Genomic DNA, 24,667 nt, shown 5'->3' on the forward strand with positions numbered 1-24,667 from the left:
GTTTTGATTCTTTCTCGAATCGGCTACGTCTACAAGCCTTAAAATATCAAGAATGTCTCAGTATCTATCTTTCTATTTCGCCTCAATATCATTGATCTTGTTGTCAATGTTGATTTCGGGAATTCAACTATCTAAAGGAGTTTCAAGAAATCAGAGTTTTTATTTCATGTCTTTTACGAGTCTGATTGGTTTTTTGGGTACGGCAATAGTTGTCATGGCCTTTATATTTTTGGGGCGTGATTTAGATTCGTACCGTTTTTTTGAAGAGTTGCCAGATTCTGACTTTAAAAAAACATTTTTTATAGGGTATTTTCTTTTTGGCTTCGCGATGTTGTGTCAGCCTCTTTACTTTAGGGCTCTTCGGCAAAGAGTTTCCAAGAGGTTTTTTCTAGCGAGTTTGGGATGTTTAATTCTTTTTTACTTTAGCTTTTTGGTGGTCGGAAAAAAAGGAAACTATTTAGATCGATCATTTGCCGTTTATATCTTTATTCTTTGCCTTTTGAGTTGGACGCTTATCGAAGCTACTATCAGTAACAAGCAGCTCCCAACAATCTGGTTTAATTTAATTCGCTCTACCAGCTTGATATTCATTGGAATTTTTCTGATCTGGATGCTGGTTATCTTTGTCGCTAATCATCAAGGCCATATTTTTGGATTTACACTTCTTGAAATTTCACATTTTGATGTTTCTTCCCGTGTTTTAAGAGGCACCCTCTTTCTATTTATCCAGCTATTAATTCTGATGCACTGGATGGAGAATTTTTCGTATAACGCGATTAAGCTCAAGATCAGGGACGAGCAGATTCAAGATTTGATGCAGGAAAAAGATATGCTCATTGAAAATCTTTCTAATAATAGTGCCTTGATTGAGAGCGGTGCTTTATCTGCGGGTTTGTCACATGAGCTTAACCAATTTCTAGGTCGCATAGCGCTCAATCGAGACGAAGTGCTGACGTTGATTAACCAACCAGTTATAAAGCCTGAAGACATCAAGTTACCGCTGGATAATATTCAGAGGGCGAATGATTCAGCGGCCAAATTAATTGTAAGTTTAAGAAAGCTATTTAATCGAGGCGAAGTAGATTCTTCATTATGCAGTGTTGATGATTTAGCAAGAGATGTTGTTGCGCTGTTTCAGAACCGTATTCAAAAATCACATATACAAATAGTGATGGATCTTCAGGCTGGCGGGCAGCAATTCATTTGGGAGTCGTTAATTCGACAAGTTGTTGTTAATTTACTCTCGAATGCTATTGATGCGCTTGATACAAGCTTTAGGGGTGATAAGGTGATTCAAATTCAAAGTAGTCTTGATCAGTTCGGAGATTATTGCTTAATTATTACGGATAACGGTCCTGGAATTGATGCTCAGCAAGGAGCTAAAATATTCAGCCTATTTGCAAGTTCCAAGTCTTCTGGCACTGGAATAGGTCTTTGGCTTTCACGCTACATCATTGAGCGGCATAAAGGATCACTCATCTATAAGAACTTACCAGGTGATGCCGGTGTAAGCTTCATTGCTACTATTCCCAGGAATTTAAAGACTAGCGGGATGGGTGCATGAGTCTTGCGAGAACCTAATCGCATTGGTATCCCCCATTCGTAGGGTATTGGCAAGACTGTATGTTTGTCAAAATGTATTGGGTGGTCCAACTGGTAAATACATTTGCTCAGTAAATAATGAACTCAAATAAAAAATTCATTTTTTTGGTTGAAGACGATGATGGCTTACGCTCTGATCTAGAGCGTGCTTTGCAATTTTGCGGCTATACCGTTTTTACATTTTCCAATCCTGCGCAATTTTTAAGTGAATTCAAACCGCTAGTTCCTGCGGTATTAGTGACCGATATGCGTATGCCGAAGTTATCTGGGGTTGAATTGCAGTCTGAGCTCATTGAAAAAGGTCATAAGATACCCATTATTTTTATTAGTGGTGAGAGTTTGGACGAACAAATTGTTAAAGCCTTTAAAAATGGAGCGTTTGATTTTCTATTAAAACCTTTTAGTCGCGAAGCCTTTTTAAGTACAGTTGCTAAGGCAATTGAGCAAGATAGTATTGCAATGCAAGAATTAATACGTAAGTCGCGGTTAGCGGAGGCTTTGAAGACTCTATCCCCTAGAGAGTTGCAGGTATTTCATTTATTGGCAAAGGGCTATGGCAACAAGGAGCTAGTTGAAGCCTTGGGTATCTCGCTATCAACCGTAAAAGAATACAAATCTGAGGTCATGTATAAACTACGACTACGCTCTCTTGCCGAGTTGATTGCCCTGTCTACTAATTTCCCGGGTTCTTGAGTTCACTAATCGCGGCTCACTCTTCATTACTCTCAAGCTTTCCCTTCGATCGGCGGGTATCCCGATACAACCTGCTCATAAATAATCTATCTTAGAAATGAAATTCTCTAATCTGTAGAGTCATTTGTAGCTCACTGAGTAGAACATTTTGATGGCAGATAGCTACTTAATGATTTGCTTTTGAAATCCCTCATCCTTTTTTATCCTTACGTTAATGAAAGTAAATTCAAAATGAAAAAATTCGTCACCCTCTTTCTCACTCTTGGTTTTTCTATGAGTGCTTTTGCGCAACAGGCACCTAATTTAATTGGCACCTGGAATGGTGAAACCAATGACGCTACGATTGGTGAGGGCCGTATTTATCCTGGTGGTAGCCCAGGCCAAATTCGATTTTTAAAAGAAAAAATTAGCTATAAAGTCGATAAGCAAGAGGGTCGAACTTTTTCAGGTGCCGCTACCATTAAAGGCAGCAGTATTACATTTGTTGGCTCTTTGTCTAATGATCTCTCAAGCGGTGCAATTGCGACCAAGCAGGGAATAACAACATTTAAGATTGTCGATCCCAATAAGATCGCTCTCTGTTTTTCAACTACCACTATAGATCCTGCCAATAAGAATGCTGGTCCTGTAGCGGATTGTCATGAGATAAGCAGAAAATAATATCTATAGTAAGCAAGCCTACAAGTTATTCAAACAAACATTTGCCCATTCAGAGGGAATACTAGATGGAATGGTTTTTAAGTACAGAGGATTGGTATAAGTTAGTTTTCAATGAAGGTTATGCAGCCGGAAGAGTGGCTTTTGCATTAATCATTTTCGCCATGCTCATTGAGGTTATTGCCTATCGAATGCAAAAAAAGGTATATCCCTGGGAAGAGGCTGGTGTTAGTTTGGCGCTGATGTCGGGGCACTTGCTTGCTGGCGCTGCAGTTCATGGAATCATTTTTGGAATTATTGCTTTTGGCGTATACCACTATCGATTATTTACAATAACAGTAGATATGAATCATTGGTATATGGGAGTGCTTCTATTTGTACTATGTGATTTTGCTTATTATGTAATGCACCGGGCTAGTCATTCTGTAAATTTACTGTGGGGCTCTCACGCGGTTCATCATTCTGCCCAAAGAATGATTGTTTTAGCATCTATCAGATTGACATGGACCCCCCTAATATCGGGTGTTTTTCTATTCTATTTACCAATTGTTTGGCTAGGCTTTACGCCCCAATGGGTTTTTGGAATGGTAAGTGCATCTTTAGCCTATCAGTTTGCTGTCCATACAGAATTGGTCCCACGCTTAGGATGGCTTGATTATATTTTTGATACGCCGTCGAACCACCGAGTTCATCATGGTACTAATGATATTTATATCAATAAGAACTTCGGTGGAATTTTGATGATTTGGGATCATATCTTCGGCACATATCAAGCTGAGCTTCCCGATAACAAAGCTCAATTTGGATTAGTCCCTGCGCTGCCTAGGCCCTCTAATGTGTTCGATATTGCTTTTGGGCAATATCGGAGAATAGCCATGGGCCTCATAAATGCTACAAGCTGGAAGTCGCGTCTCAATGTTTTTTTTGGGCCACCTCAGTAATCAGCATTCAATAATTTGAGTTGCGCTTATAGTATTTTTCTTCAGACATCGAAAGGATCTAAATATGAATGACATTAAGCAGGTCACCGTTGGTTCTTATCTTGGTCAGCGTCTGGTCGAAGCCGGTCTAAAAGATTTTTTTACCGTACCCGGCGACTTTACTTTGGTCTTGCTGGATCAATTAATAGCCACGCCTGGTTTACGAATGATTAGTTGTTGTAATGAGCTCAATGCAGGATATGCCGCTGATGGCTATGCACGGACTGCTGGTTTTTCAGCGGCGGTTGTCACTTACACCGTTGGCGGTCTTAGTTTGATCAATGCTGTTGCAGGGGCTTATGGAGATGATCTATCTTTGTTGGCCGTATCTGGGGGCCCTAACTCAAATGATCAACATGATCATCACAGAATTCATCATACGATCGGAGAATTAGACCTCTATCAGGCTGAGCGTTGCTTTGCTCCTGTGGTAGCTGCTGTATTTAATATTCGCCATCTAGATGATGCGGCCAGAATGATTGATGAGGCGATTGTCACATGCTTGACGCAGAAAAAACCGGTGTACTTAGAGATAGCTTGCAATCTAACTGGGCTTAAAATTTCGGCGCCTACTTCAATGTTATTTCCAATTCCTGCTGCTAAAAGCGACCCTACCGCCTTAGCGTCCGCCGTCGAGGCTGCTGCACAACGTATTAATGCTGCTGTCAAGCCAGCAATAGTTGTCGGAGTCAAAGTGCGACCTGCTCAGGCAGGTGATGCAAGCTTGGGTTTGTCGAATGCAATGGGTTGTGCCGTAGCTACAACTCCAGATGCCAAAGGAATTTTTTCAGAAGATCACCCCAATTTCATCGGAACATACTGGTCTGAGGTCAGTAGCCCTAATTGCTCAGAAATTATTGAGTCAAGCGATTGCCAGATATTGATTGGAGTGCAGCAAACAGATTACACCACCACTGGATGGACAGCGCTCTATAAGATGGATAGCGCAATTAACATTGGAATTGATCAAGTCAGCATGCCTGAGGGTGTCTTTTCTCAAATTTATATGGCCGATTTTTTAAAAGCGTTGGTAGTAAAAGTAGCTAAAAAAGATGCCTCAATGCTTGAGTTTCAACGTTATCAAGAGCCCATTGCTCCAGTCGCTGTTGCAGCAGCTGGCGATGTCTTGACATTGCGAGAGCTGAGAAGGCAAATACAGGGAATGATTAACTCTGAGACAAGTTTATTAGTAGAGACTGGCGATTCTTGGTTTAATGGCCAAAGAATGTGTTTGCCAAAGGGCGCAAGCTATCACGTACAAATGCAGTATGGTTCTATAGGCTGGTCTGCTGGGGCAACTTTGGGAGTGGCTATGGCAAGCAAGCCAGACACGAGAGTCATTACTTTGATAGGCGATGGTTCCTTTCAGATGACAGCACAAGAGCTATCAACGATGATTCGCTATCAAGTTAATCCGATCATTTTTCTCATGAACAATGGTGGCTACACCATTGAGGTTGAACTGCATGATGGACCTTATAACCAGATCAAGAATTGGGATTACGCAGGCTTAATAAATGTTTTTAATGCTAATGATGGCAAGGGTCTTGGAATTAAGGTGAAGACAGCAGGTGATCTGACTGCTGCCATTAGCCAAGCTATTACGCATCGGGGAGGCCCCGTTTTAATTGAGTGCCCACTATTACGCGATGACTGTTCTAAAGAATTAGCAGAATGGGGAAGCCATGTGGCAAAAGCAAACGCTAGAGTGTAATTTCGTTAATTGAAAGGGTAATGAGTATGTCTGATTCAAGCAAACAAGCTCCTAATGTCATCGGCACATGGGTGGGAAAGACAAATGATACGGTGATTGGGGGCGGAAGCCATTATCCCAATGGCGAGAAAGGTGAAGTTCGATTTCTTGGTCTAGCAGTGACTTATCAATTCAACCAGCAGTCTAATCGGGCATTCGCAGGAACGTTTACTATTGAGGGACATACAGTTCAAATCGTTGGCTCATTTAGCAGTGATCTAATGAGTGGCACAATGGCAGATAAAGATGGTACCTATACCTTTAAGATGAGCAACTCAAATGAGATGTCAGTCTGTTTTGCCTCCACAACCACGGATCGCTATGACAAGTCAGCTGGACCAGTTGCAGATTGTCATGACATTACAAGACAGCCATAGGTTCCCATTCTTGATGCAAGTAAACTAATAAGATTATTCCATTTATATTTAGAGGCTTCTTATGGAAAAAATGCATTTCACCAGAATGGATCAAGGAACGGTTGCTGATTTCGAGATGTTGAAAAAGGTACATGAGCATACATTGGCTGTTTTACCAGATCAGCTCTACGCACTTCTGGAGAATCTTTCTAAAGATACGGCTTACAACATCACTCGAAAAGAGCATTGTTTGCAGACCGCTACTAGAGCCTTGCGGGATGGTAAAGACGAAGAATATATTGTCGTTGCTCTATTTCATGATATTGCAGAACCATTAGGGCCCTTTAATCATGGGGAGGTAATTGCATCCATCCTGCATCCCTTTATCTCTAGAAATAATTATTGGATGTTGGTTCAGCATGGTTTATTCCAGACTTATTTTTATGGCGACAAGCTTGGTCTGGATCCTAATGCACGTGATCAATACAAATCTGATCCTGCCTATGAGCAAACTGCAGAGTTTTGTGCCAAGTACGATGAAATCTCTTTCGACCCCAATTACAAAAGCGAGCCTCTATCTACCTTTGATCCAATGGTGAGAAGGGTTCTCACAAAGCAATGGGTTGCCCCATAAATAGCGCTGCATGAGATATGCGCTATATTGAGTTTTACCTCTAAAAATCCATGCTAACAATTCTGTTAACTCTTCTACTTGTTCTTGCAGCTTTTCTTGCTGGCGCATTAGTCATATTTTTTGTAGTCCAAAAATTTCTTTCTTTCTTAACAATCGATGACACTAGTCATGCAACGATTTTTTCGTTTGCCATAGGCACTATCTTTGGATTAACTTTAGCTTTTATCACAGTTTCGACCTGGCAAAATTACAACCGTATTAACTCAATTGTCGTGCAGGAGGCTACAACCCTCACAACCATCTATAGATCCTTGGATGCATTTCAGCCTGAGCTCAAAGTGAAAAGCACCAAGCTCTTAACGAACTATGTTCAAAATGTAATTACAAAAGAGTGGCCAATGATGGCTAAAAGTCAATTTGACGACCAAAATTTTTCTGAATTTCATCAATTCCAGTTACTCATGCTGCGACATATTCCAATCAATAATGCGGAGTTAATTGCACAGCAAGAAGAACTGAGATTGATCTCTGAATATTACAAACTACGTTTAGAGCGTATTACTAGCTCTAAAGCGGCTTTAGATTATTCAATGCTTTTGACCTTATGCCTAGGCGCATTTGTCTATATTTTTTATCAGTCTCTATATGTAATGGCTCAACGGCGGCATCATATATTGATGATCTCATTGCTAGCTATTTCACTAGGTTTAATCTTCTTTCTAATCCTAAGCTACAACACGCCATTCTCTGGTTCTAACGCTATTCAACCAGTTGAGTTCAATAAAATTCTTGAGCTATGGAAGACTGATTTAGTAAAGCCAGTCAATTAAAGGTCTATTCTTGAGAATGCAAGTGGTGAATTATTGTTGAGTACAGGCCTAGAAATATATTTAGCCATACTATTACTATCTTTTAGGCTGTTTGAGAATCGTTGAGTCAAAACTTCACTCTTGCTATCACTTAATGGGGTTCAATATCCCTCCGATCGTAGGCTTGTCAAGCTCCCTCAGGTTGATAAGATCAGGCTATTTCTTGGCCTATCTATACCAATATGACAGTTATTAGTAGCTCTGATTTATACCGTCCTAGTATTTATACGGCTTCTTTATTAAAAGCGATAGATAGCAACTGTGCTAATTTCAGCATGAACCATGTTTTAGATGTCGGCGTTGGAAGTGGTATATGCCTTGCAGCACTAGGGCGATTGGGTGCTTCTAATATGTGGGGCCTAGACATATCAAAAGATAGCATTGAATTTGCAAATCAGTTACTTTGCTCGGAGTTTAAAAAAGATCGCGTTAACTTAGTGCATGGAGATATGTTTGAAAAACTTGATCCTCATTTGAGTTTTGATCTGATTGTTGCTAACTTACCTCAATTACCAATAAATATAGGTTCTATAGATAGACCGCCAACTTGGGGAGGGGGTGGAAGAGGCTTGGTTGATCGGTTAATTCATCAATTGCCACAGCGAATGACAAAAAATGGAATGTCATTAATTGCGCATTGTGATCTGAATGATTTTAAAAAAACGGAAGAGTTAATTCGCTCCCTAAGGCTTCATTGTGAAACGGTATATGAGTTCTATGTTTATGAAAGCGTAGATCGATTCTCAAAAATTTCAGATGATATTTTAAAAAAACACTCTGATCAGATAATGTTTTTTGGGCCCTATGCCATCTCAAGCGCAAGAATTATTAAAGTAACTTTTTGAAATATGCGCACTAATTTTCAGAACCTGCTTGCCAGGCTTTTACTCGGACTTCTGCTCGCACTTTGTTTTAGTTCTGCAAACGCTTTACCCTTATTTTCTCGGCAAACGGGGCAAAATTGTGTTTCTTGTCATGCTGGAGGTCAGTATCCAGAACTCACTCCATACGGTCGTTATTTTAAGTTGACGGCCTATACGCTTGGAAAGCGTACCGATATTCCGATTTCAGTCCAGTTTGTTGGTGGTGCCGCTACAAGTACCAATGGAAACAATGGCACGGGTCAGGCACATCAAAGTGGTAAGTTAGAGCCTAACTATCTTTTCTTAAATGTCGGTGGAAAGATCACGGATAACTTTGGCGCCTTCAGCCAGTGGTATTACGCATTTGATGAGCAGGTTAGCGGTAATGGGACCATTCCCAATCAAAATCAATTTGCAGCAGATATACAAGACTGGCGCTATGCAGATCACTATGTAGGAAACGACAAAGATATTGTCAAGGATTTTATTTGGGGGGCTTCTCTCAATAACTATGCTGGCGCTACTGATGTATGGAATTCCTCTCCGATGTGGATGTATCCCTATATGGGATCCACTAGAAACTACTCAACTTATGGACTACCCTATAACTCGAGACTATCTGCATATTCTATTCATAACCCTGGGTATGGTGTTTATGGTTATGTGAATCGTAATTTTTATAGTGAAGTGAACCTCTATCAATCAGGTGGATCGGGGGCGCTCTCCTGGATAACCTATCCTGCCTCCAATAGCAATCCCAATAATGCGCCAGTCTATCTGCAGGGATTAAATCCGTATTTTCGGTTTGCATACCAGAGTGATGAGCATGCTGGCCATAATTGGATGCTAGGGTTCTTGGGTGCCAACATCAATCAATACTCTAGCTGCAACACCGTGGCGGATAGCAGTTCATATAGAGGGACTGCACCTACTTGTAGTGGCCCCGTAAATGCACCCGCCTTGAGCGGGGGAACTGTGAAGTATCAGGATCGGGCGATTGATGGACAGTATCAATATTTAGTTGATCCCCATACAGTCACTGCGCAAGCCCGCTATACCAAAGAAAGTATCTCTGATCCAACTGGCATCTTGTATAGCAACCCCAATAATAAAACCAATTCTTTTATGTCCAAGGTCAGCTATGTATATAACGCTACCTATGGAGCTGCTGTTGCATTTCAGACTTTTAGTGGAACAAGTGATGCGTATTACGGCACTAACGCAGTAACTGGCGCTAATTTGAATCCTAATTCCACCGCATGGATTCCTTCAATTTGGTATCAGCCTCTACAAAATGTACGTCTCACTTTTCAGTACACAGCATTTACCAAATATAACGGCGGAACCATCAATTACAACGGTTTAGGAACTAACGCTAGTGCAAATAATGCAAGCTGGCTCTATTTATGGGTGGCTATGTGATGAATATCTCTAGAGCTCTCCTCATGCTGGTTTTAATTCCTGCATTTGTTTTAGCGGGTTGTACCTATTTCAATAACATTCCCCCGGTCAGCACCTTGGAAAACCCGACTAGAAGCAGAACATTAGGTGACTATGAGGTTGCCGGTAAAGTTGTGGCGGTTCAAGTGTGCGCCTCTTGTCATGGCATTAATGGGCAATCCCAATCACCAATGATTCCAAATCTGGCTGCTCAGCAAAAAGAGTATTTGATAAATCAATTACAAGATTACCGAGATCGCAGTAGAAGTAACGAATATGCTGTGCAGTATATGTGGGGTATGGCTGGCCCATTGACAGATAAGCAGATACAAGACTTGGCAGATTATTTTTCTAAACAATTACCCGCTAAAGCAAGTAATGGAATTCCTGGTGATCCTCAATTGGCACGTGGTAAAGAAATTTTCGAGAAGGGCATTCCGGAGCAGGGTGTTATTCAGTGTAATTCTTGTCATGGACCAAGTGGTGCTGGTATGGCAACGTTTCCTAGGTTAGCAGGTCAAAAGGCTTACTACTTAATCCAACAGCTCCATGTTTGGAAATACCCAAATCAAAAACGCTTCATGGAAGTGGGTGGCAATACCTGGGCTCCGAGAACCGTTACCTTTGCCCGTCCTCGCGGAGTATTAATGCAAAAGGAGGCTCTTTCTGATTCAGATGCTGAGGCCGTTGCTATTTACTTAAGTACTCTGCAGTAAGCTGAAAAAGCATTCCTCATCATGGGTTATTGCTAATAAGACTGTACTCGGATTAGGGGGGGCTTGTTTCATCGTTGCAGGGGCATCAACATCCTTTAGTTATATAGGAAATCAGCATCTATACATCTATATTTAATGTATTTGCTTGCGGTTGACGCATATCCTATTGAGAAAGGCCCGTAATTTGAGTGAAATTTCCTATGCACATTAATTGGCATGTATTAATATGTTTATGTTAACCAACACCAGGAGGTATATATGGACCAAAAACGCATGATTACAGTACGCGATAAATCAAAAAATATTTATCTGATAGGTATTGTAGTATTCACAGGTATTTTCTCAACAATTGCAGTTTGCGCCTGGTTTCTATCAAGCCTTAATTTTTAAGTTTACGCATTCAGGAGCATTAAGCGTATCAGCTTTTTGCTAAAAAAGACGGTGTTGCGAGATTGCCTTTTCTATTGCCAGCAGGCCCGGTGAGACATCAATCACCAGACTAGCTAGAGCTCTTCATTCCCGATGCTAGGTTTCACCTGCAGCGCAGAAATGCGCCGGTGATTGCGATCAGTCCATACAGGATGAATTAAATTTTGATATCTTTATAAAAATTTCTAGAGGAATTTTTTATAATTTAAAAGATAAAAGTGACGGATAATTAGGGATATCAAAACCACGCTAAACTCAATGATGAGTTCTAATATTTTTCCATTCATCTATTTGGAATATTTACTTTTCGGAATCATTAGTGAGGTAAGTAAAGAGTAAGTCAGTAAATGAAAATTGCCCATTAATCAAGATTTTTTTCTAGGGCAGTCTTTATTTGAGCAACCACTGAATCCCAATCTCCAGGCGATTTTTGTCTGTAGATCGCGATTGATGGGTACCAAGGTGATTCTGCTTTATCTAAGAACCATCTCCATTCGGGACACCAAGGCAGCATGAGAAATGACTCCTTGTTTAAGGTTCCTGCCAGATGAATAAGGGATGTGTCTACAGAGATAATTAAATCCATATTCTGAATTATCGAAGCCGTATCTACAAAATCATTAATTTCATCACCAAGAAAAATAACCTCTTTATGTTGGCTTAAAACTTCTTTATCTAAATTATTGATTTGTTTTTGGATTAAGAAAAATTTTCCAAAATGGAAAAGTGATGAAAAATACTCTAAGGGCATTGATCTATTTAGATCATTTTTATGAATTGGGCTGCCTGATACAGCCAGTCCTATATTAAGCTTATCCTTAGATAGATTGAGTTGATTTCTCCATTTCAATATTTCATTATTATTTATCTTTAAATCGATCGACGGAGGGATATTGGTAATATTTGTTTTAAATAATTTTGGTAGTGTTAATAACGGCACTTGAAAATCAAATTGAGAGTTATTTTCTATCTCACAGGTCGTCACACACTCTATTTGGTGGCTTAGGAGATTTAATAGCGGTTTTTGTGTCTTAAAGGTTACATGAGCTCCAAGCTCAATTAGCTTAGGTATGTAGCGGAAAAATTGAATAGTGTCGCCTAAACCTTGCTCATGAGAAACTAGAATATTTTTTTCAGCTATATTTTCCAGTGTTTCAAGTTCGCGAAATTCGTAATGACGATAGTGATCCGCGTCTATTTTTTTCCATCTGTAGTCGAAAAAATTCCATCCATTTTCAAAGTCCTCCAAGACTAGGCATGTTAAAGCCTTATTCCAATGAGAATCAAAAAAATCTGGCTTCAATTCGATAGCTCGGTCGTAGTGGGTGAGCGCCTCATCGTAGCGCTTTAGATCATGCAGGGTGACGCCCTTGTTATACCAAGCAGAAGCATAATCTGGCTTCAATTCGATAGCTCGGTCGTAGTGGGTGAGCGCCTCATCGTAACGTTTTAGATCATCAAGACATCTAGCGATATTGTAGTGAAGCTCATGGGAGCCTTGATTTAATTTGAGGCAGTCTTCGTAGCACAAGAGTGCTTCTTGAATCTTTCCTAGTTGACCATACGCTGTCCCTAAGTCATGTAGGGCTTCAAAAAATACCCCTGCTTTTTTAATGGACTTCTGTAACGTAATTGAAGCTTCATCGTAAAGACTCTTTTCTAGCTGGGCTGAGCCTAGGTAGTAAAGGGCCTCTGGGGAGCAGTCATCTTTTGTGCAGGCTAACTCCAGTAATCGATAGGATGCACTCCTATCGCCTTGATTTTCATATATATATGCCAGCAATTCATTAGCTTTTGAGTTGCTTGGATCTGTGTTAATTATTATTTTAAGAACGTCTTTAGCAAGCTGATAGTGATTACTTTGAAAGTAATGCTCTGCTAACTTTATTAATTGTTTTTGTTCCAATTGGTTCATAATTTTAAATATCAATTTACCGCAAGTAAGTTTTAAATTGAGTCTTTAAAAAAAATTCTCGAGAATTTTTTATATTTTAAAAGATAGATGCAATAGATAATCAGTGAAATTAAATTACGCTAAACTCAATTATGAGCGCTAACATTTCTCCAGTCATCTATTTAATGTATTTGCTTTTTGAGAAAATGATGAAAGCAACGCATACGATTCCTATGGCAAAGAGTAAAAAAGATCCTGTTTTGACGTAGACAATAAAACCTATAAATGCCAGACCAAATGCAAATAATCCCCATTTATCCCGAGACATTGAATCTCTCCCTAAAAGTATTGAATTGATTTCAGGCCGTTTATAGCAGCGTCAAAATGGGCTTAAGGCCACTAGTCCACCTGAATCATAACCCAGGCTTTTGTATTTGTGGCATAGCCTTAGTTAGCCAAATTTCTCTATATAAACTCCATGTAGTCAATTTTTTATTGCAATCAACTTTTCAATGCAATTGGCTTGCAAGATCTTTGAGATCTTTAGTCTGATGGTTGGTAAATTCTCAATGCAAGTCTTGCCTTGAAAAAATGGGGTCAAACTCTAGAGGCCTTTCTATAAAAGCGGTTTGCAGTCTCCAGCATTTTGCTGCTACAAGCACCACTTGCTCAGGGCGGACATCCCAGATGTCCGCAACATCCAGATAAGCCTCTGGAGTTGCCTTGTTGTAGGGAAATACTTCAGCTGAAAGAATTAAGTACCAAGGAAGTCCTGCACTCTTTGCCATATCTGTAAGCTTACCAAGATTAGCATTGGACAAGGTAAGGTTAGTAAATTGACCTTTTAATCTTGTCAGGCCTGCGACTGTGCCCGACCAAGGATTGAGACGATGCCAAATGAGATTTAATTCGTGCACTAATGATTTTTATTAGTTCGACCCCAAAGAAAAAGCCCTCGAACTTTCATTCGAGGGCTTTTAATTAAATGACTTAGCTAATTAAGCGTTTGCTAAATGTGCTTCTAAAGTCTTGGTGAACTTGTTAGCGTGGCTACGCTCAGCTTTAGCTAATGTCTCAAACCAGTCAGCGATTTCATCAAAGCCTTCGTCGCGTGCTGTTTTTGCCATACCTGGGTACATATCTGTGTACTCATGAGTTTCGCCGGCGATAGCTGCTTGCAATGCTTCAGCAACTGTCTTAGCTGGCATACCAGTGCCTGGCTCGCCTGCGCCGCCTTCGATCAAGTACTCCATGTGACCGTGAGCGTGGCCTGTTTCGCCTTCAGCTGTTGAGCGGAATACTGCTGCAACATCATTTGCACCAGCGATATCTGCTTGGTTCGCGAAATACAAGTAACGACGATTTGCCTGTGATTCACCAGCAAATGCTTCTTTCAAAGACTGTTCAGTCTTCGTACCTTTTACAGTTTTAGCCATGTTTGACTCCTAAAAACGGGTTATTTGAAATAGGGGTGATTGCGTCACCACGGGCCTATTATGGACAAAATTAGCACCCTGAATAATCGTATTTTTGTATGGTCTTGATAGTTAAAAACAACTGATATAAATATTTCAATTAATAAAATAAAACACCCAAACTTCATTAAGATGATTTTTTAGGGCAAAAACCTTCAAATAAAGGCTCTATTTGAGGGTTTAGCATTCTCTTGGAATCAATTAACCCCAGATTTCTAGGTATTTAGTTATTTTCTATTGAAATTGTTAATTAATACAATTTTACTATCAGATCGTTGGGTCATACACTAGCCTCATTGAGTTGCATGGCCCATGCAGAAAAACAGAAGAGAACGAATATGACTACACGTGAAGGCAGCCTAGAGGCTCCAACAAGACACCCCTTGGATTGGAAAAATCCTAAGTTCTACGATAAGGCTGATTTAGAGGCCGAGATGGAACGTGTATTCGATCTTTGCCATGGATGCCGTCGTTGCGTCAGTCTTTGCGGTTCTTTCCCAACTTTATTTGATTTGGTTGATGCTACTGAAGATCTCGAGATGGAGCAGGTCGATAAGGCTGACTACCAGAAGGTAGTTGATCAGTGCTACCTCTGCGATGTTTGCTATATGACTAAGTGTCCTTATGTTCCACCTCATCCTTGGAATATTGATTTCCCGCACCTGATGTTGCGCGCAAAAGCAGTAAATTTCAAAGATGACAAAGCAACCTTCCGCGATAAATTACTTTCATCTACGGACAAGCTTGGCCACTTCGCTGGAATTCCGATTGTCACTCAAGCAGTCAATGCAGTAAATAGCACTGGACTTGCGCGCTTGGTAATGGAAGGCGCCTTAGGTGTTGATAAGAATGCTTGGATTCCTGAATACGCACCGAAGACTTTTCCACAGTTAGCGAAGAAGTCAGACGCATGGCCAGTCGTTGATGGCGCTAAGACTCCAGGCAAGGTGGCCATCTATGCCACTTGCTACATTAACTATAACGAACCCGGAATTGGTCAGGATCTCATTAAAGTTCTCAAACACAATCAAATTCCATATGAGTTAGTGGACAAGGAGGCCTGCTGCGGCATGCCAAAGCTGGAGCTCGGTGACTTGGAGTCTGTTGCAGAGAACAAGGAAAAGAATATTCCTAAATTGGCTAAATTAGCGCGTGAAGGATATGCGATTTTGACCCCAATCCCATCATGCACCCTGATGTTTAAGCAAGAGCTGCCCTTGATGTTCCCAGATTGTGCTGATACACAGTTGGTAAAAGAGGCGATGTGGGATCCATTTGAATACTTTATGGCGCGCAATTCTGATGGGCTGCTGAAAAAAGATTTCAGCAAAGAGTTGGGGCATGTTAGCTATCACATGGCTTGCCATTCTCGCGTACAAAACGTGGGTCAAAAAACTGCTGAAACTCTGAAGCTCATTCCTGGTACGGAAGTTAATGTTGTTGAGCGTTGCTCTGGACATTCTGGAACTTGGGGCGTCAAAAAAGAGTTTCATGAAACAGCGATGAAGATTGGCAAGCCTGTTTTCAAAAGAATGGCAGAGGAAGAGCCCAATTACATTAGCTCAGATTGTCAGCTTGCTGGTCATCATATTGAGCAAGGCATGGAAGAGTTGGGATTGCCTAAATCAGAAATGGCGCATCCACTCACCTTGCTCGCTAAAGCATACGGTCTGTAAGTAAAACAAACAAAATACAAAGGAATTATTAAAGTATGGCAACTATTACACGCGATAGCCTTCTAAGTCTTGAGGCTTATCACAAAGAGCGCCCTGAGTTTCGTGAGAAGGCAATTAAAGAGCGTCGTTTACGCACTGTTCATCTTGGTGATCATGTGACGATGATTTTTGAGAATGAATTTCTCATGCGTTATCAGATACAAGAAATGTTACGCGTAGAAAAGACATTTGAGGAAGAGGGCATTGAGGATGAATTGAATGCCTACAACCCCTTGGTTCCAGGAGGCTCTGACTTCAAAGCAACCATGATGATTGAGTATCCTAATGAAGCCGATCGTAAAGTCGCACTTGCTAAATTAGTCGGTATTGAGCATCAGATATTTATTGAAGTAGAAGGGCAGCCCCGTGTCTACGCTATTGCTGATGAAGATTTAGAGCGTTCTACTGCTGAGAAAACATCTGCAGTGCACTTCATGCGCTTTGATCTGAGCGACGATATGAAAAGAGCCTTGAAAGCCGGCGCTCAATTAATGGTGGGTTGTGATCACAAGGGTTACCCAATGCATGTTCAAACATTGCCACTGGAAACCTTGGCATCTTTAGTTTCTGACTTAAGCTAGCAAAGTTCGCTCTAAAGGTAGGTAACTCCCGGTAGAGCGGACTCGCGTATGACTTTGGCTAACTCCTCCATGGCAGTAGCACGGGGGAAGTTTTTGCGCCAGACAAGACAAACTCTTCTGGTCGGTATGGGGTCTTCAAAAGGGATATAGCGAATGAGTTGATCTGTCGCATCTGGGTCACTAACCGAGGTGCGAGGCATCACAGAGATGCCAATGCCGCTGGCTACCATTTGTCGAATGGTTTCCAAAGAAGATCCTTCAAAGCTGCGTTGTTCACCAAGAGTAGCTCCTGAGCCAAAGCGGTTTAGCTCTGGGCAAACCCCTAGGACATGATCTCGAAAGCAGTTACCGGTTCCGAGCAATAAAGTATTTTGCTCCTTGAGCTCAAGGTGCGGTATTGAGGTGCGGAACTCCCAAGGATGACCCTTAGGTACAGCAACTAAAAATGGTTCATCATATAAATCAATTTGGTTTAAGCCGGAGTTTGTAAAGGGCTCCGCTAAAACTAAACAATCTAAAGCACCTTGACGCAGTATCTCAAGCAAACGAACGGTATAGTTTTCCTCTAAAAATAGCGGAGCATTAGGTAAGCGCTCTCTTGCAATCCTCACCAAGCTTGGAAGTAAGTAGGGCGCAATGGTATAAATCGCGCCGAGTCGCAAAGGACCCGATAAGGGATCCTGCCCATGCATCGCAAGATGTTTTAAAGAATTTGCCTCTTCGAGTACTCTTTGGGCTTGATCAACAATGAGTGCACCTAAGCTGGTCATCGAAACCTCAGTATTGGTCCGCTCAAAAATTTGCGTATTGAGCTCTTCCTCAAGTTTTCTGACGGCCACTGATAAGGTTGGTTGAGAAACAAAGCAGGCATCTGCTGCTCTGCCAAAGTGGCGCTCGCGAGCAACTGCGACGATATAGCGTAATTCTGTAAGTGTCATATGAGGAATATTATGATGCCGTTCAGAATTCTGTGCAGAAATCTACCTAGATTGAGTATTGGCACACTATCGGGATGTCAAGAAAGAAAGGCTCTGCGGAGCGAGGTCTAGTGAGGCTTGGCAGGTCGGCATTATTCTTTATCGCGCAGTATGTTCCAACGTAAGATCAGGCATTATCGATAATCACCAAGTCAGACCTTCAGCTAGTAAAGAGAGATAGACTATGGTCTTATCTACATAAGGCTAAAACATGAATTCATCACCCCATAAATCCATATTCAAGAGAGGTGCATGGTATGTGGTGGTTCAGGGAATCCTGATTGGTCTAATCTTATTCGGGCCCCAAGGATCCCCGCTCATTAGTTCGGAGCCTCTCGTCACCATCCTTCAATCCTGCGGCATCGCCATTGGCTTGCTAGCTTGTTTAATTATGGTGCTTGCTGCGATCAATCTAGGTAGAAATCTCACTCCCTTGCCTCATCCTAAAGATGATTCTGTATTAATTCAGACTGGCTTATATCAATATGTTCGGCACCCAATCTATTTTGGAGTCCTCTTGGCGGCACTGGCATGGCTACTCATTTTTCCTGGGCTGTATATATTGGCATATTCGATCTGCTTATTTCTATTATTTGACATCAAAGCTAGGCGTGAAGAGGCTTGGCTGGCGGAGCGTTTCTCAAGCTATAAGGACTATCAGGCTCGGGTCAAAAAATTAATTCCTGGTATTTATTAGTAAAACCATTCATACTTTCACCTTGACTGTCAGTTGTGTATAAATTAGTCTCAGCTCAGTCTATCTTGTGCTGACCCATAACAATATTTAAGATCCTGCAATGTCGCCAATAGCGACGAACACATTCTATTTAACTGAAAAACACTGCATTTCTGCAAACCCTTTTAGATGCTGGTGAGTCGGGCGAGATTGACTGCGTCGAAACTTCGTTTTCAAACTCGCGACCAACGGATGATTGATCCTATCGCCTCAAGTGACTACTTTCGGCCGTGAAGAGCCTACAAAATCTATTATTTTAAGTGGTGTATATCCTCAATAATATCGTCATTCATTGCGTTGATAATTTTTAATAGAGATGCTTTTTCCGTTTTATCAAAAGCCCCCCTTGGATTTTGTACCCTTAAAGATAAATTTACTCGCTCAATTTCTTTCACATATTGCTCTGTGAGAGGCCTTCTTATCCCGGTTAACTGATATAGGTTGAAATATAAAATTGCAAGGCCGACATTTTCATACTCAGGTTTAATTGGGCCTATACTTTTTTTAGCTTCAGCTAATGCAAGCTGAGCATCTGCAACCGTCGTCGCATTGCTTAATAAATGCTTGATAATATAAAGTCGGTTGGCAATCTCAAATTCACACGACATAATTTCTTTTAGAGCATGACTACGAGCTTCATATTGATGTTGAATATTTTGATATAAAGTAGCGCCGCCACTTATTAACACTGAGGATATGACTAACATGCCTACATTGCTATTAAGGACGCCAAATATCTTAGCCCATATTTTATTGCTAGTCGTTTCTACATCTTTTATAACTATCTTTTCTGCATCTCTAAGCTTGTTGGCTATTTCGTTGCGATAACGCTCTTCAGCTGCAATTAATTTTTTCTTTTCATCATCCAGCATCATTTTCTCTGCGGAGTAGTCGTAGTATTAATAATCATACATCCTCAATCGCTACTATCCAGTAGGCCCCTTATTTTTTCCAAAGGGTGCCACATTTCACAAGCCCAGAAAGACAAAACCCCCGCTATTGCTAGTGAAGGTTTCTGGATGCTGGTGAGTCAAGCGAGATTGACTGCGTCGAAACTTCGTTTTCAAACTCGCGACCAACGGATTTAAAGAGTTTTTTAACTCCGAAAGACAAAATTTAACGCGGAAAACCACACTAGATATTATTTTTTAGAGTGAATGCTTGCGGTTATAAATTTTAAAAATTCACTGGCTTTATCGTTCCTAGATAAGCTCAAACCCTCCTTTCGGAGGGAATAAAATGTGCTGGGTTGTTGTATATTAAATTTGTGAATTCAGACCCATATCTTTTATTGATGTAATAATGAACACAGGCTTACAGCTTATTAGACATTATTAATACTGTTTAGAAATTGCATGACCACACTTATTTCTTGCCAACTCTATGGTCAACATCCTCTACTTCTGGAATTTTTATGAACAGCAGAATTTATTTTCTAAAAAAACAGTTTATTTTTTTTATCATCTGCTTCATCGGCATTTTGCCGATGGCATTTGCTCAAGATTATTGGGGCAAGAGTGTTATCAAGCAGCCCAGCGATTATATTTTTGGTTATGGAAGTTTAATTAATACCGCCAGCAGAAATTCTTCAGTCACCACGCCAATTCCTGCGATACCTGTAAGAGTATCTGCTCAGTTTGGCTTTGCTCGTGTATGGAATGATAGAGCACCATCAGGTTTTACTGCACTCGGTTTAAGAAAAGCAGATTCCTCTATGCCCGCCACTACTATCAATGGCGTATTATTTCCAGTGGCTGGTGGCGATATTGCTGCTTACGACAAGCGGGAAGAGGGCTATGCCCGTATAGAAGTACCCCGCTCACAAATTGAAGCTCTCTCATGGCAAAGTCTTCCCAATGAGGGGCGCATTTGGGTCTATGTACCAGTTCGCTCAGGAGGTGAGCCAGGCGTTGGGTTGCCTATACCTAATGGCAGGTATCCATTGCTCCAATCCTACATTGATGTTGTGGTTGAGGGCGGGCTTGAGTACGGCGAGGAGTACGCTAGGGAACTTATCGCAACGACCAAGGGGTGGAACGCTTATTGGCTAAATGATCGTATTTTGGCTCGGCGTCCTTGGGTTGCGGATACGAAATACAGTACTGTCGATGCCTTATTAAAAAGGGTGCCAACCTTTCAGAATCGTTTGCTCCCAGAAGACTATGCAGCTCAGCTAGTTGTGTCATCAAAATGAATGGAGCATATCGCAGTAGATAATTTTGATTAAGAAAATAAAAGCCACCCTAGGGTGGCTTTTATAGTGAGTGAGCATGACTACATTGGATTTATCGATCTTTGATTGCTATTGAAAGATGGTATTAAGCAACTGGGCCAGCCGATCACCCGCAAGCTTAAGTCTGGCTTTAAGAATTGGGGTGTAGTGATCTATATACTGCTGATCAACAATGCGTATTGGATAGAAATTTTTTTCATGGACGATATTGCAGGACTCGGTGGCAGCATTGAGCGGATCTATATTTAAGTAATCCCCGGATTTCATCTGATTGGATGTTAGATCCAGTGCTAATGTATTGGTTGGCATGTTAAAGCTCTTAATAAGATCAGAGTCCCAAAACAAATGCAAATTAGTTCCCTTGCCAAAAGCTTGTATTTGGTAATTGTTGCCGCCTTTATCTTCAATGTAGCCCGCATGCAAAGGCTGGTGGATGTCACCCATAAAGTGAACAACGTATTTAAGGGCAAGTAGTCTTTTCTGGTCGGATTCTTTTGATCCCAAAATCTGCATCTGTTGTTGTAAAGCCTCAATTACGCAACCCCCGTTTGCGCAATCTCGCTCGGGAACATATAAACAAGACCCTTTTGGAAAATTAATGTAATGCCACCGAGCAGAAATCTTGGTTACATGCTCATCTGGCCAGGTTGAGATACTTACCAGAGAAGAGCCGGGCTCCAAGCTTAATAATTTACTAATTTGACTCTTGGCTTTCGGTGACAGTTGGGATTGGGCGATTTGAGCGACTACTTGGTGGCCCTCAGCTCCCCATGCAAATGCGGCCTTTAAGAAAAATACTTGAAGAGCGAGAATGAAGATTAATTTAATTAAGTAGGAAATTTTTTGCATTAGGCTAATGTAGCATCTAGATTGAATTTCAGCTATTGAGTTTATATTTTTAGCCTAATAAATTTAAAAGAAAAAGCCATCCGAAGGTAGCTTTTGTATTACTGGTAGGTTAGACGAGATTATCCCCAGTAATTAGATGGGGTATTCAATGCTCTCATCCTGAAGGCGCATACTAGTAGGATATATGGGGAATAAATGCGGATGAGAGTATTAATATTGGCTTTATCTTTGACTTGCTGTGGCGTCGCTCATGCAATCACGCCACGGGATCTTTTGAAGACTTATGAGTCCAAGTCTGGCAAAGCGTCAGTAAGCAAGGGTGAGCAATTTTTTAATGCCAAACATGGAAAAGAGTGGAGCTGCGCTTCATGTCATGAGAATCCACCAAACCATGAAACTAAGCATATCGTTACGGGTAAGGTAATTAAACCCCTATCACCCAATACTGATCCAACTCGCTTTACTGATGAAGCTAAGGCGGATAAGTGGTTTAAGCGTAACTGTAATGATGTTCTAGGGCGTGAATGTACTGCGCAAGAAAAAGCAGATGTTCTTGTTTGGCTTTTAAGTATTAAGTAGGGTGTATATGAAAAATTACTTAAGCTTGTTGCTAGCTGTATTACTGATCAGTCCAGCCATGGGAGCAAAAATGCCCATGCCATCTGATATGCCTAAGTCATATGAAGCCGAGTGTGCTAGCTGTCATATGCTATATCCACCTGGATTGCTTGGAGAGCAGACTTGGCAAAACATCATGAGCGGACTTAGTAAGCATTTTGGTGCGGACGCCAGCATTGACGATAAAGAGAAAAAAGAAATCAGTGCTTGGTTAAAGAAAAATGCCGCCACTAAGCAAAAATATAACGTGTTAGCACCAGATAATCGCATTACTAAAACACCATGGTTTATTCGTGAACATGACGAGATCAAGTCTGATGTTTGGAAAAGAGTTGGTATCAAAAGTCCGGCTAATTGCGGGGCCTGTCATATTAATGCGACTGAGGGCATCTTCAGCGAAAAGAATATTTCAATACCCGCTAAATGATTAATAAGACAACAATTTTGGTATGGGATGTACCGACCCGGGTTTTTCATTGGCTTTTAGTGGTTTGCTTTGCTGGCGCTTGGCTTACTGCAGAGAGTGAGCGCCTCCAAATGATCCACTATGCATTTGGATATTCTGCGTGTGCATTAATTCTCTTTAGGGTTGTGTGGGGTTTTGTTGGCACAAGGTACGCGCGCTTTACCCAATTTGTTAAGGGCCCAGCAGAAATGTGGAAACACGCTAAGACATTACTGGGCAACCATCAAGATGCGAACCCCGGACATAATCCCTTAGGCGGCATTGTGATGGTTGGTCTAATGCTACTGATTTTATTGATAGGTCTCACCGGCTACCTCAGTGTGAAGGAGTCTTTGGGGGATTTGATGAGTGAGGCACATGAGGCGATATCAAGCCTAGCCTTAGCAGTAGTTGCGATTCACGTTGCTGCTGCCATCATGATGAGCTTTCTACAAAAAGAGAATTTGGTGAAAGCAATGGTAGATGGAAAAAAACAGGGGTTACCTGATCAGGGTATTCGATATCCACAGTATGTAGTTGGAGGCTTACTAATACTGGCTTCGGGATACATTTTTTATTTGGTTATTAGCGGTTCTTTGCCAGGCCTTACGCAATAGCATCCAAAAAAGACAATCATTTTCATGGGTATAAAACCTAAAAAGAAAAAGCCACCCGAGGTTGGCTTTTGTATTGCTGGAGAGTCGGGCGGGATTCGAACTCATGCTTTAGCTAAAAGTTTTCAGTTGCACAAGAGATCTTTCCAGATTTAATCGCTCTTAAAAATGTGGCATAGTCGGCCTCATTTTGTTTGCTATAAGCAATCGCAAACTTTACTAGAGCATCATCTAGGGCTTCGCTTTTTCCACAGTAGCCAGCCAGAACGGCAGGATCTCCTGAACGGGCGTGGGCATTGGCTAATGCCCATCCAAAGAGTTTTGCAAAATCAGGAAATACTTCAGTGTTGATACCATCTCCACCAACTGAAATTCCACCCTTCATATCGCGTAACTGCCGAACATAGAAATCTGATTCTGCTGATTTGCCAAAACCTAAAAAGAGATCAGGGGCTCCCTGAATTAGGCATTGCCCATGGACAACGCGCTCCCCCTCTGACTTAAATTTTGAATTGGGAAAAAATGATGCAAGTACAGATTTTTGAGCCTCTTTTGTTTGGAGGAAAAGCGGATCGTTTTTATCGAGTCCCTCAAAATACATTACCCAGCAACCGGTTCCTACGCTACCAACCCCAACAACTTTTCTTGCCCAATCAATCCATTTGTAGCGCGCTAATAAATGTTTGCGATCTGGTGGTAGAGACTGAATGTAGGAATTAAGACCTTCGTCATTTAGCTTTGTAATACTTCTTCCATGAGGTGAAAATTCGGGATGCTCTATAAGCGGAGGGTTATTAATGAGTCGAATTCCTGCTTCGGTTATTTCTGTTAATTTCCCGAGAATACCGTGACCGCTATTTTTCCGCGCTTTATCTAGTAATTCCTTTAAATATTGTTGGCTTGCTGGTGCTGCATTTTTCGCTGCAATACTTTTCAGTGATTTTTCATCAATATAGGTACGCTTTAAATCAATGTATGGCATAGAGGCATATTGGCGTAGATTAATTCGATATGCTCTAGCGATATTCCGTACTAATTCTTCACCATAAGTCTGATCTTGACCAAGCAATTGGGAGGCAATCATGGCACTGGCTGCAAGGCGCTTTAAATCCCAGTCAAAGTTACCCGGTAGAGTTTCATCGAAATCATTAATTCCAAAGACTAGTTGGTGCTCTGTAGTCGAAAAGAATCCAAAATTGCTAACATGCATATCCCCACATAATTGAACCTCAATAGAGGGGCTTGGTAGTTTGGCTAAGTCTTGGGCCATGCACGCAGCACCGCCTCTAAAAAAGGCAAAGGGATCGACCGCCATTCGAGCATGGCGAATTGGGACGTAATCTGGGATTCTGGTTTTTGCTTGAGCAAGTAAAATCTCAATTGGTTCTTGGCGCTTACTTTTTACAGTAAATTCTCCAATTGAGGATCGATTGATCTCTTTGCGAATCGACTTTCCTAAATCAAGCCGCTCTTGCAGGCTTGGATTTCTTGCGAGAAAGTAATCGTATAGTTTGCTAGTCATGTCAATATGATCTCAT

General features: G+C 41.2%; 25 protein-coding genes. 18 read left to right on the top strand and 7 right to left on the bottom strand.

Features of this window, described 5'->3' with window-relative positions:
• Positions 1–52: 52 nt before the first annotated feature.
• From ICN17_RS05785 to ICN17_RS05835, 11 genes are all read left to right on the top strand, one after another.
• Positions 53–1,564, top strand: coding sequence for a sensor histidine kinase (locus ICN17_RS05785; RefSeq protein WP_216236525.1), 1,512 nt, complete (start codon positions 53–55; stop codon positions 1,562–1,564).
• A 116-nt stretch (positions 1,565–1,680) separates the two neighbouring features.
• Positions 1,681–2,295: a response regulator transcription factor gene (locus ICN17_RS05790; protein WP_216236526.1), complete on the top strand. Its 615-nt coding sequence runs from the start codon at positions 1,681–1,683 to the stop codon at positions 2,293–2,295.
• A 231-nt stretch (positions 2,296–2,526) separates the two neighbouring features.
• Positions 2,527–2,955: a hypothetical protein gene (locus ICN17_RS05795; RefSeq protein ID WP_216236527.1), complete on the top strand. Its 429-nt coding sequence runs from the start codon at positions 2,527–2,529 to the stop codon at positions 2,953–2,955.
• A 65-nt stretch (positions 2,956–3,020) separates the two neighbouring features.
• Complete coding sequence (locus ICN17_RS05800) at positions 3,021–3,893, top strand: sterol desaturase family protein (protein ID WP_216236528.1); 873 nt, start codon at positions 3,021–3,023, stop codon at positions 3,891–3,893.
• 64 nt (positions 3,894–3,957) lie between these two features.
• A complete protein-coding gene (locus ICN17_RS05805; protein ID WP_216236529.1) occupies positions 3,958–5,646 on the top strand; it encodes a thiamine pyrophosphate-binding protein in 1,689 nt (562 codons plus the stop codon).
• Between the two features lie 26 nt (positions 5,647–5,672).
• Positions 5,673–6,062 carry a hypothetical protein gene (locus ICN17_RS05810; RefSeq protein ID WP_216236530.1) on the top strand — a complete coding sequence of 130 codons (390 nt, stop codon included), beginning with the start codon at positions 5,673–5,675 and terminating at the stop codon, positions 6,060–6,062.
• Between the two features lie 61 nt (positions 6,063–6,123).
• Positions 6,124–6,675 carry a hypothetical protein gene (locus tag ICN17_RS05815; protein WP_216236531.1) on the top strand — a complete coding sequence of 184 codons (552 nt, stop codon included), beginning with the start codon at positions 6,124–6,126 and terminating at the stop codon, positions 6,673–6,675.
• 50 nt (positions 6,676–6,725) lie between these two features.
• The gene (locus ICN17_RS05820) at positions 6,726–7,505 is read left to right on the top strand and encodes a DUF4239 domain-containing protein (protein ID WP_216236532.1); all 780 of its coding nucleotides are present in this window, start codon (positions 6,726–6,728) and stop codon (positions 7,503–7,505) included.
• Between the two features lie 221 nt (positions 7,506–7,726).
• Complete coding sequence (locus tag ICN17_RS05825; RefSeq protein ID WP_216236533.1) at positions 7,727–8,389, top strand: methyltransferase domain-containing protein; 663 nt, start codon at positions 7,727–7,729, stop codon at positions 8,387–8,389.
• Between the two features lie 3 nt (positions 8,390–8,392).
• A complete protein-coding gene (locus tag ICN17_RS05830) occupies positions 8,393–9,829 on the top strand; it encodes a hypothetical protein (RefSeq protein ID WP_216236534.1) in 1,437 nt (478 codons plus the stop codon).
• Entirely contained in the window at positions 9,829–10,563 is a 735-nt protein-coding gene (locus ICN17_RS05835) for a c-type cytochrome (protein WP_216236535.1), read from the top strand. The genes ICN17_RS05830 and ICN17_RS05835 overlap by 1 nt, the downstream gene beginning before the upstream one ends.
• A gap of 790 nt (positions 10,564–11,353) precedes the next feature.
• On the opposite strand, the gene ICN17_RS05840 is transcribed toward ICN17_RS05835, so the two are convergent.
• The 3 genes from ICN17_RS05840 to ICN17_RS05850 all read right to left on the bottom strand — a co-directional run bounded on the left by ICN17_RS05840 (position 11,354) and on the right by ICN17_RS05850 (position 14,322).
• Positions 11,354–12,907, bottom strand: coding sequence for a tetratricopeptide repeat protein (locus tag ICN17_RS05840; protein ID WP_216236536.1), 1,554 nt, complete (start codon positions 12,905–12,907; stop codon positions 11,354–11,356).
• Between the two features lie 545 nt (positions 12,908–13,452).
• Positions 13,453–13,803 carry an HAD-IA family hydrolase gene (locus tag ICN17_RS05845; protein WP_216236537.1) on the bottom strand — a complete coding sequence of 117 codons (351 nt, stop codon included), beginning with the start codon at positions 13,801–13,803 and terminating at the stop codon, positions 13,453–13,455.
• A gap of 81 nt (positions 13,804–13,884) precedes the next feature.
• Positions 13,885–14,322: a rubrerythrin family protein gene (locus tag ICN17_RS05850; RefSeq protein ID WP_046329724.1), complete on the bottom strand. Its 438-nt coding sequence runs from the start codon at positions 14,320–14,322 to the stop codon at positions 13,885–13,887.
• Between the two features lie 377 nt (positions 14,323–14,699).
• On the opposite strand from ICN17_RS05850, the gene ICN17_RS05855 reads away from it, so the two are divergent.
• Together ICN17_RS05855 and ICN17_RS05860 are read left to right on the top strand one after the other, a co-directional pair.
• Positions 14,700–16,037, top strand: a complete 1,338-nt coding sequence (locus ICN17_RS05855; RefSeq protein WP_216236538.1) for a heterodisulfide reductase-related iron-sulfur binding cluster — start codon at positions 14,700–14,702, stop codon at positions 16,035–16,037.
• Between the two features lie 35 nt (positions 16,038–16,072).
• A complete protein-coding gene (locus ICN17_RS05860) occupies positions 16,073–16,657 on the top strand; it encodes a DUF3501 family protein (RefSeq protein ID WP_216236539.1) in 585 nt (194 codons plus the stop codon).
• Between the two features lie 11 nt (positions 16,658–16,668).
• On the opposite strand, the gene ICN17_RS05865 is transcribed toward ICN17_RS05860, so the two are convergent.
• On the bottom strand, positions 16,669–17,595 hold the full coding sequence (locus ICN17_RS05865; protein WP_216236540.1) for a LysR substrate-binding domain-containing protein: 927 nt from the start codon (positions 17,593–17,595) through the stop codon (positions 16,669–16,671).
• 250 nt (positions 17,596–17,845) lie between these two features.
• Between ICN17_RS05865 and ICN17_RS05870 the strand changes: the two genes are divergently transcribed.
• Positions 17,846–18,331, top strand: coding sequence for an isoprenylcysteine carboxylmethyltransferase family protein (locus tag ICN17_RS05870; protein WP_216236541.1), 486 nt, complete (start codon positions 17,846–17,848; stop codon positions 18,329–18,331).
• Between the two features lie 290 nt (positions 18,332–18,621).
• Here ICN17_RS05870 and ICN17_RS05875 read toward each other — a convergent pair whose 3' ends face one another.
• Complete coding sequence (locus tag ICN17_RS05875; protein ID WP_216236542.1) at positions 18,622–19,245, bottom strand: hypothetical protein; 624 nt, start codon at positions 19,243–19,245, stop codon at positions 18,622–18,624.
• Between the two features lie 539 nt (positions 19,246–19,784).
• Between ICN17_RS05875 and ICN17_RS05880 the strand changes: the two genes are divergently transcribed.
• Positions 19,785–20,564, top strand: a complete 780-nt coding sequence (locus ICN17_RS05880) for a gamma-glutamylcyclotransferase family protein (protein WP_216236543.1) — start codon at positions 19,785–19,787, stop codon at positions 20,562–20,564.
• Between the two features lie 108 nt (positions 20,565–20,672).
• Here ICN17_RS05880 and ICN17_RS05885 read toward each other — a convergent pair whose 3' ends face one another.
• Complete coding sequence (locus tag ICN17_RS05885; RefSeq protein WP_216236544.1) at positions 20,673–21,452, bottom strand: S1/P1 nuclease; 780 nt, start codon at positions 21,450–21,452, stop codon at positions 20,673–20,675.
• Positions 21,453–21,653: 201 nt separating this feature from the next.
• Between ICN17_RS05885 and ICN17_RS05890 the strand changes: the two genes are divergently transcribed.
• The 3 genes from ICN17_RS05890 to ICN17_RS05900 are packed head-to-tail and all read left to right on the top strand — an operon-like array spanning position 21,654 to position 23,132.
• Entirely contained in the window at positions 21,654–22,031 is a 378-nt protein-coding gene (locus ICN17_RS05890; RefSeq protein WP_255538305.1) for a DUF1924 domain-containing protein, read from the top strand.
• 7 nt (positions 22,032–22,038) lie between these two features.
• Positions 22,039–22,497, top strand: coding sequence for a diheme cytochrome c (locus ICN17_RS05895; RefSeq protein WP_255538306.1), 459 nt, complete (start codon positions 22,039–22,041; stop codon positions 22,495–22,497).
• A complete protein-coding gene (locus tag ICN17_RS05900) occupies positions 22,494–23,132 on the top strand; it encodes a cytochrome b/b6 domain-containing protein (protein ID WP_216236546.1) in 639 nt (212 codons plus the stop codon). Before ICN17_RS05895 ends, ICN17_RS05900 begins: the two co-directional genes overlap by 4 nt.
• 112 nt (positions 23,133–23,244) lie before the next feature.
• On the opposite strand, the gene ICN17_RS05905 is transcribed toward ICN17_RS05900, so the two are convergent.
• Entirely contained in the window at positions 23,245–24,651 is a 1,407-nt protein-coding gene (locus ICN17_RS05905) for a DUF2252 domain-containing protein (RefSeq protein ID WP_216236547.1), read from the bottom strand.
• Between the last annotated feature and the right edge of the window lie 16 nt (positions 24,652–24,667).

The sequence above is a fragment of the Polynucleobacter sp. 73C-SIWE genome, from assembly GCF_018882465.1.
Taxonomy (GTDB): Bacteria; Pseudomonadota; Gammaproteobacteria; order Burkholderiales; family Burkholderiaceae; genus Polynucleobacter.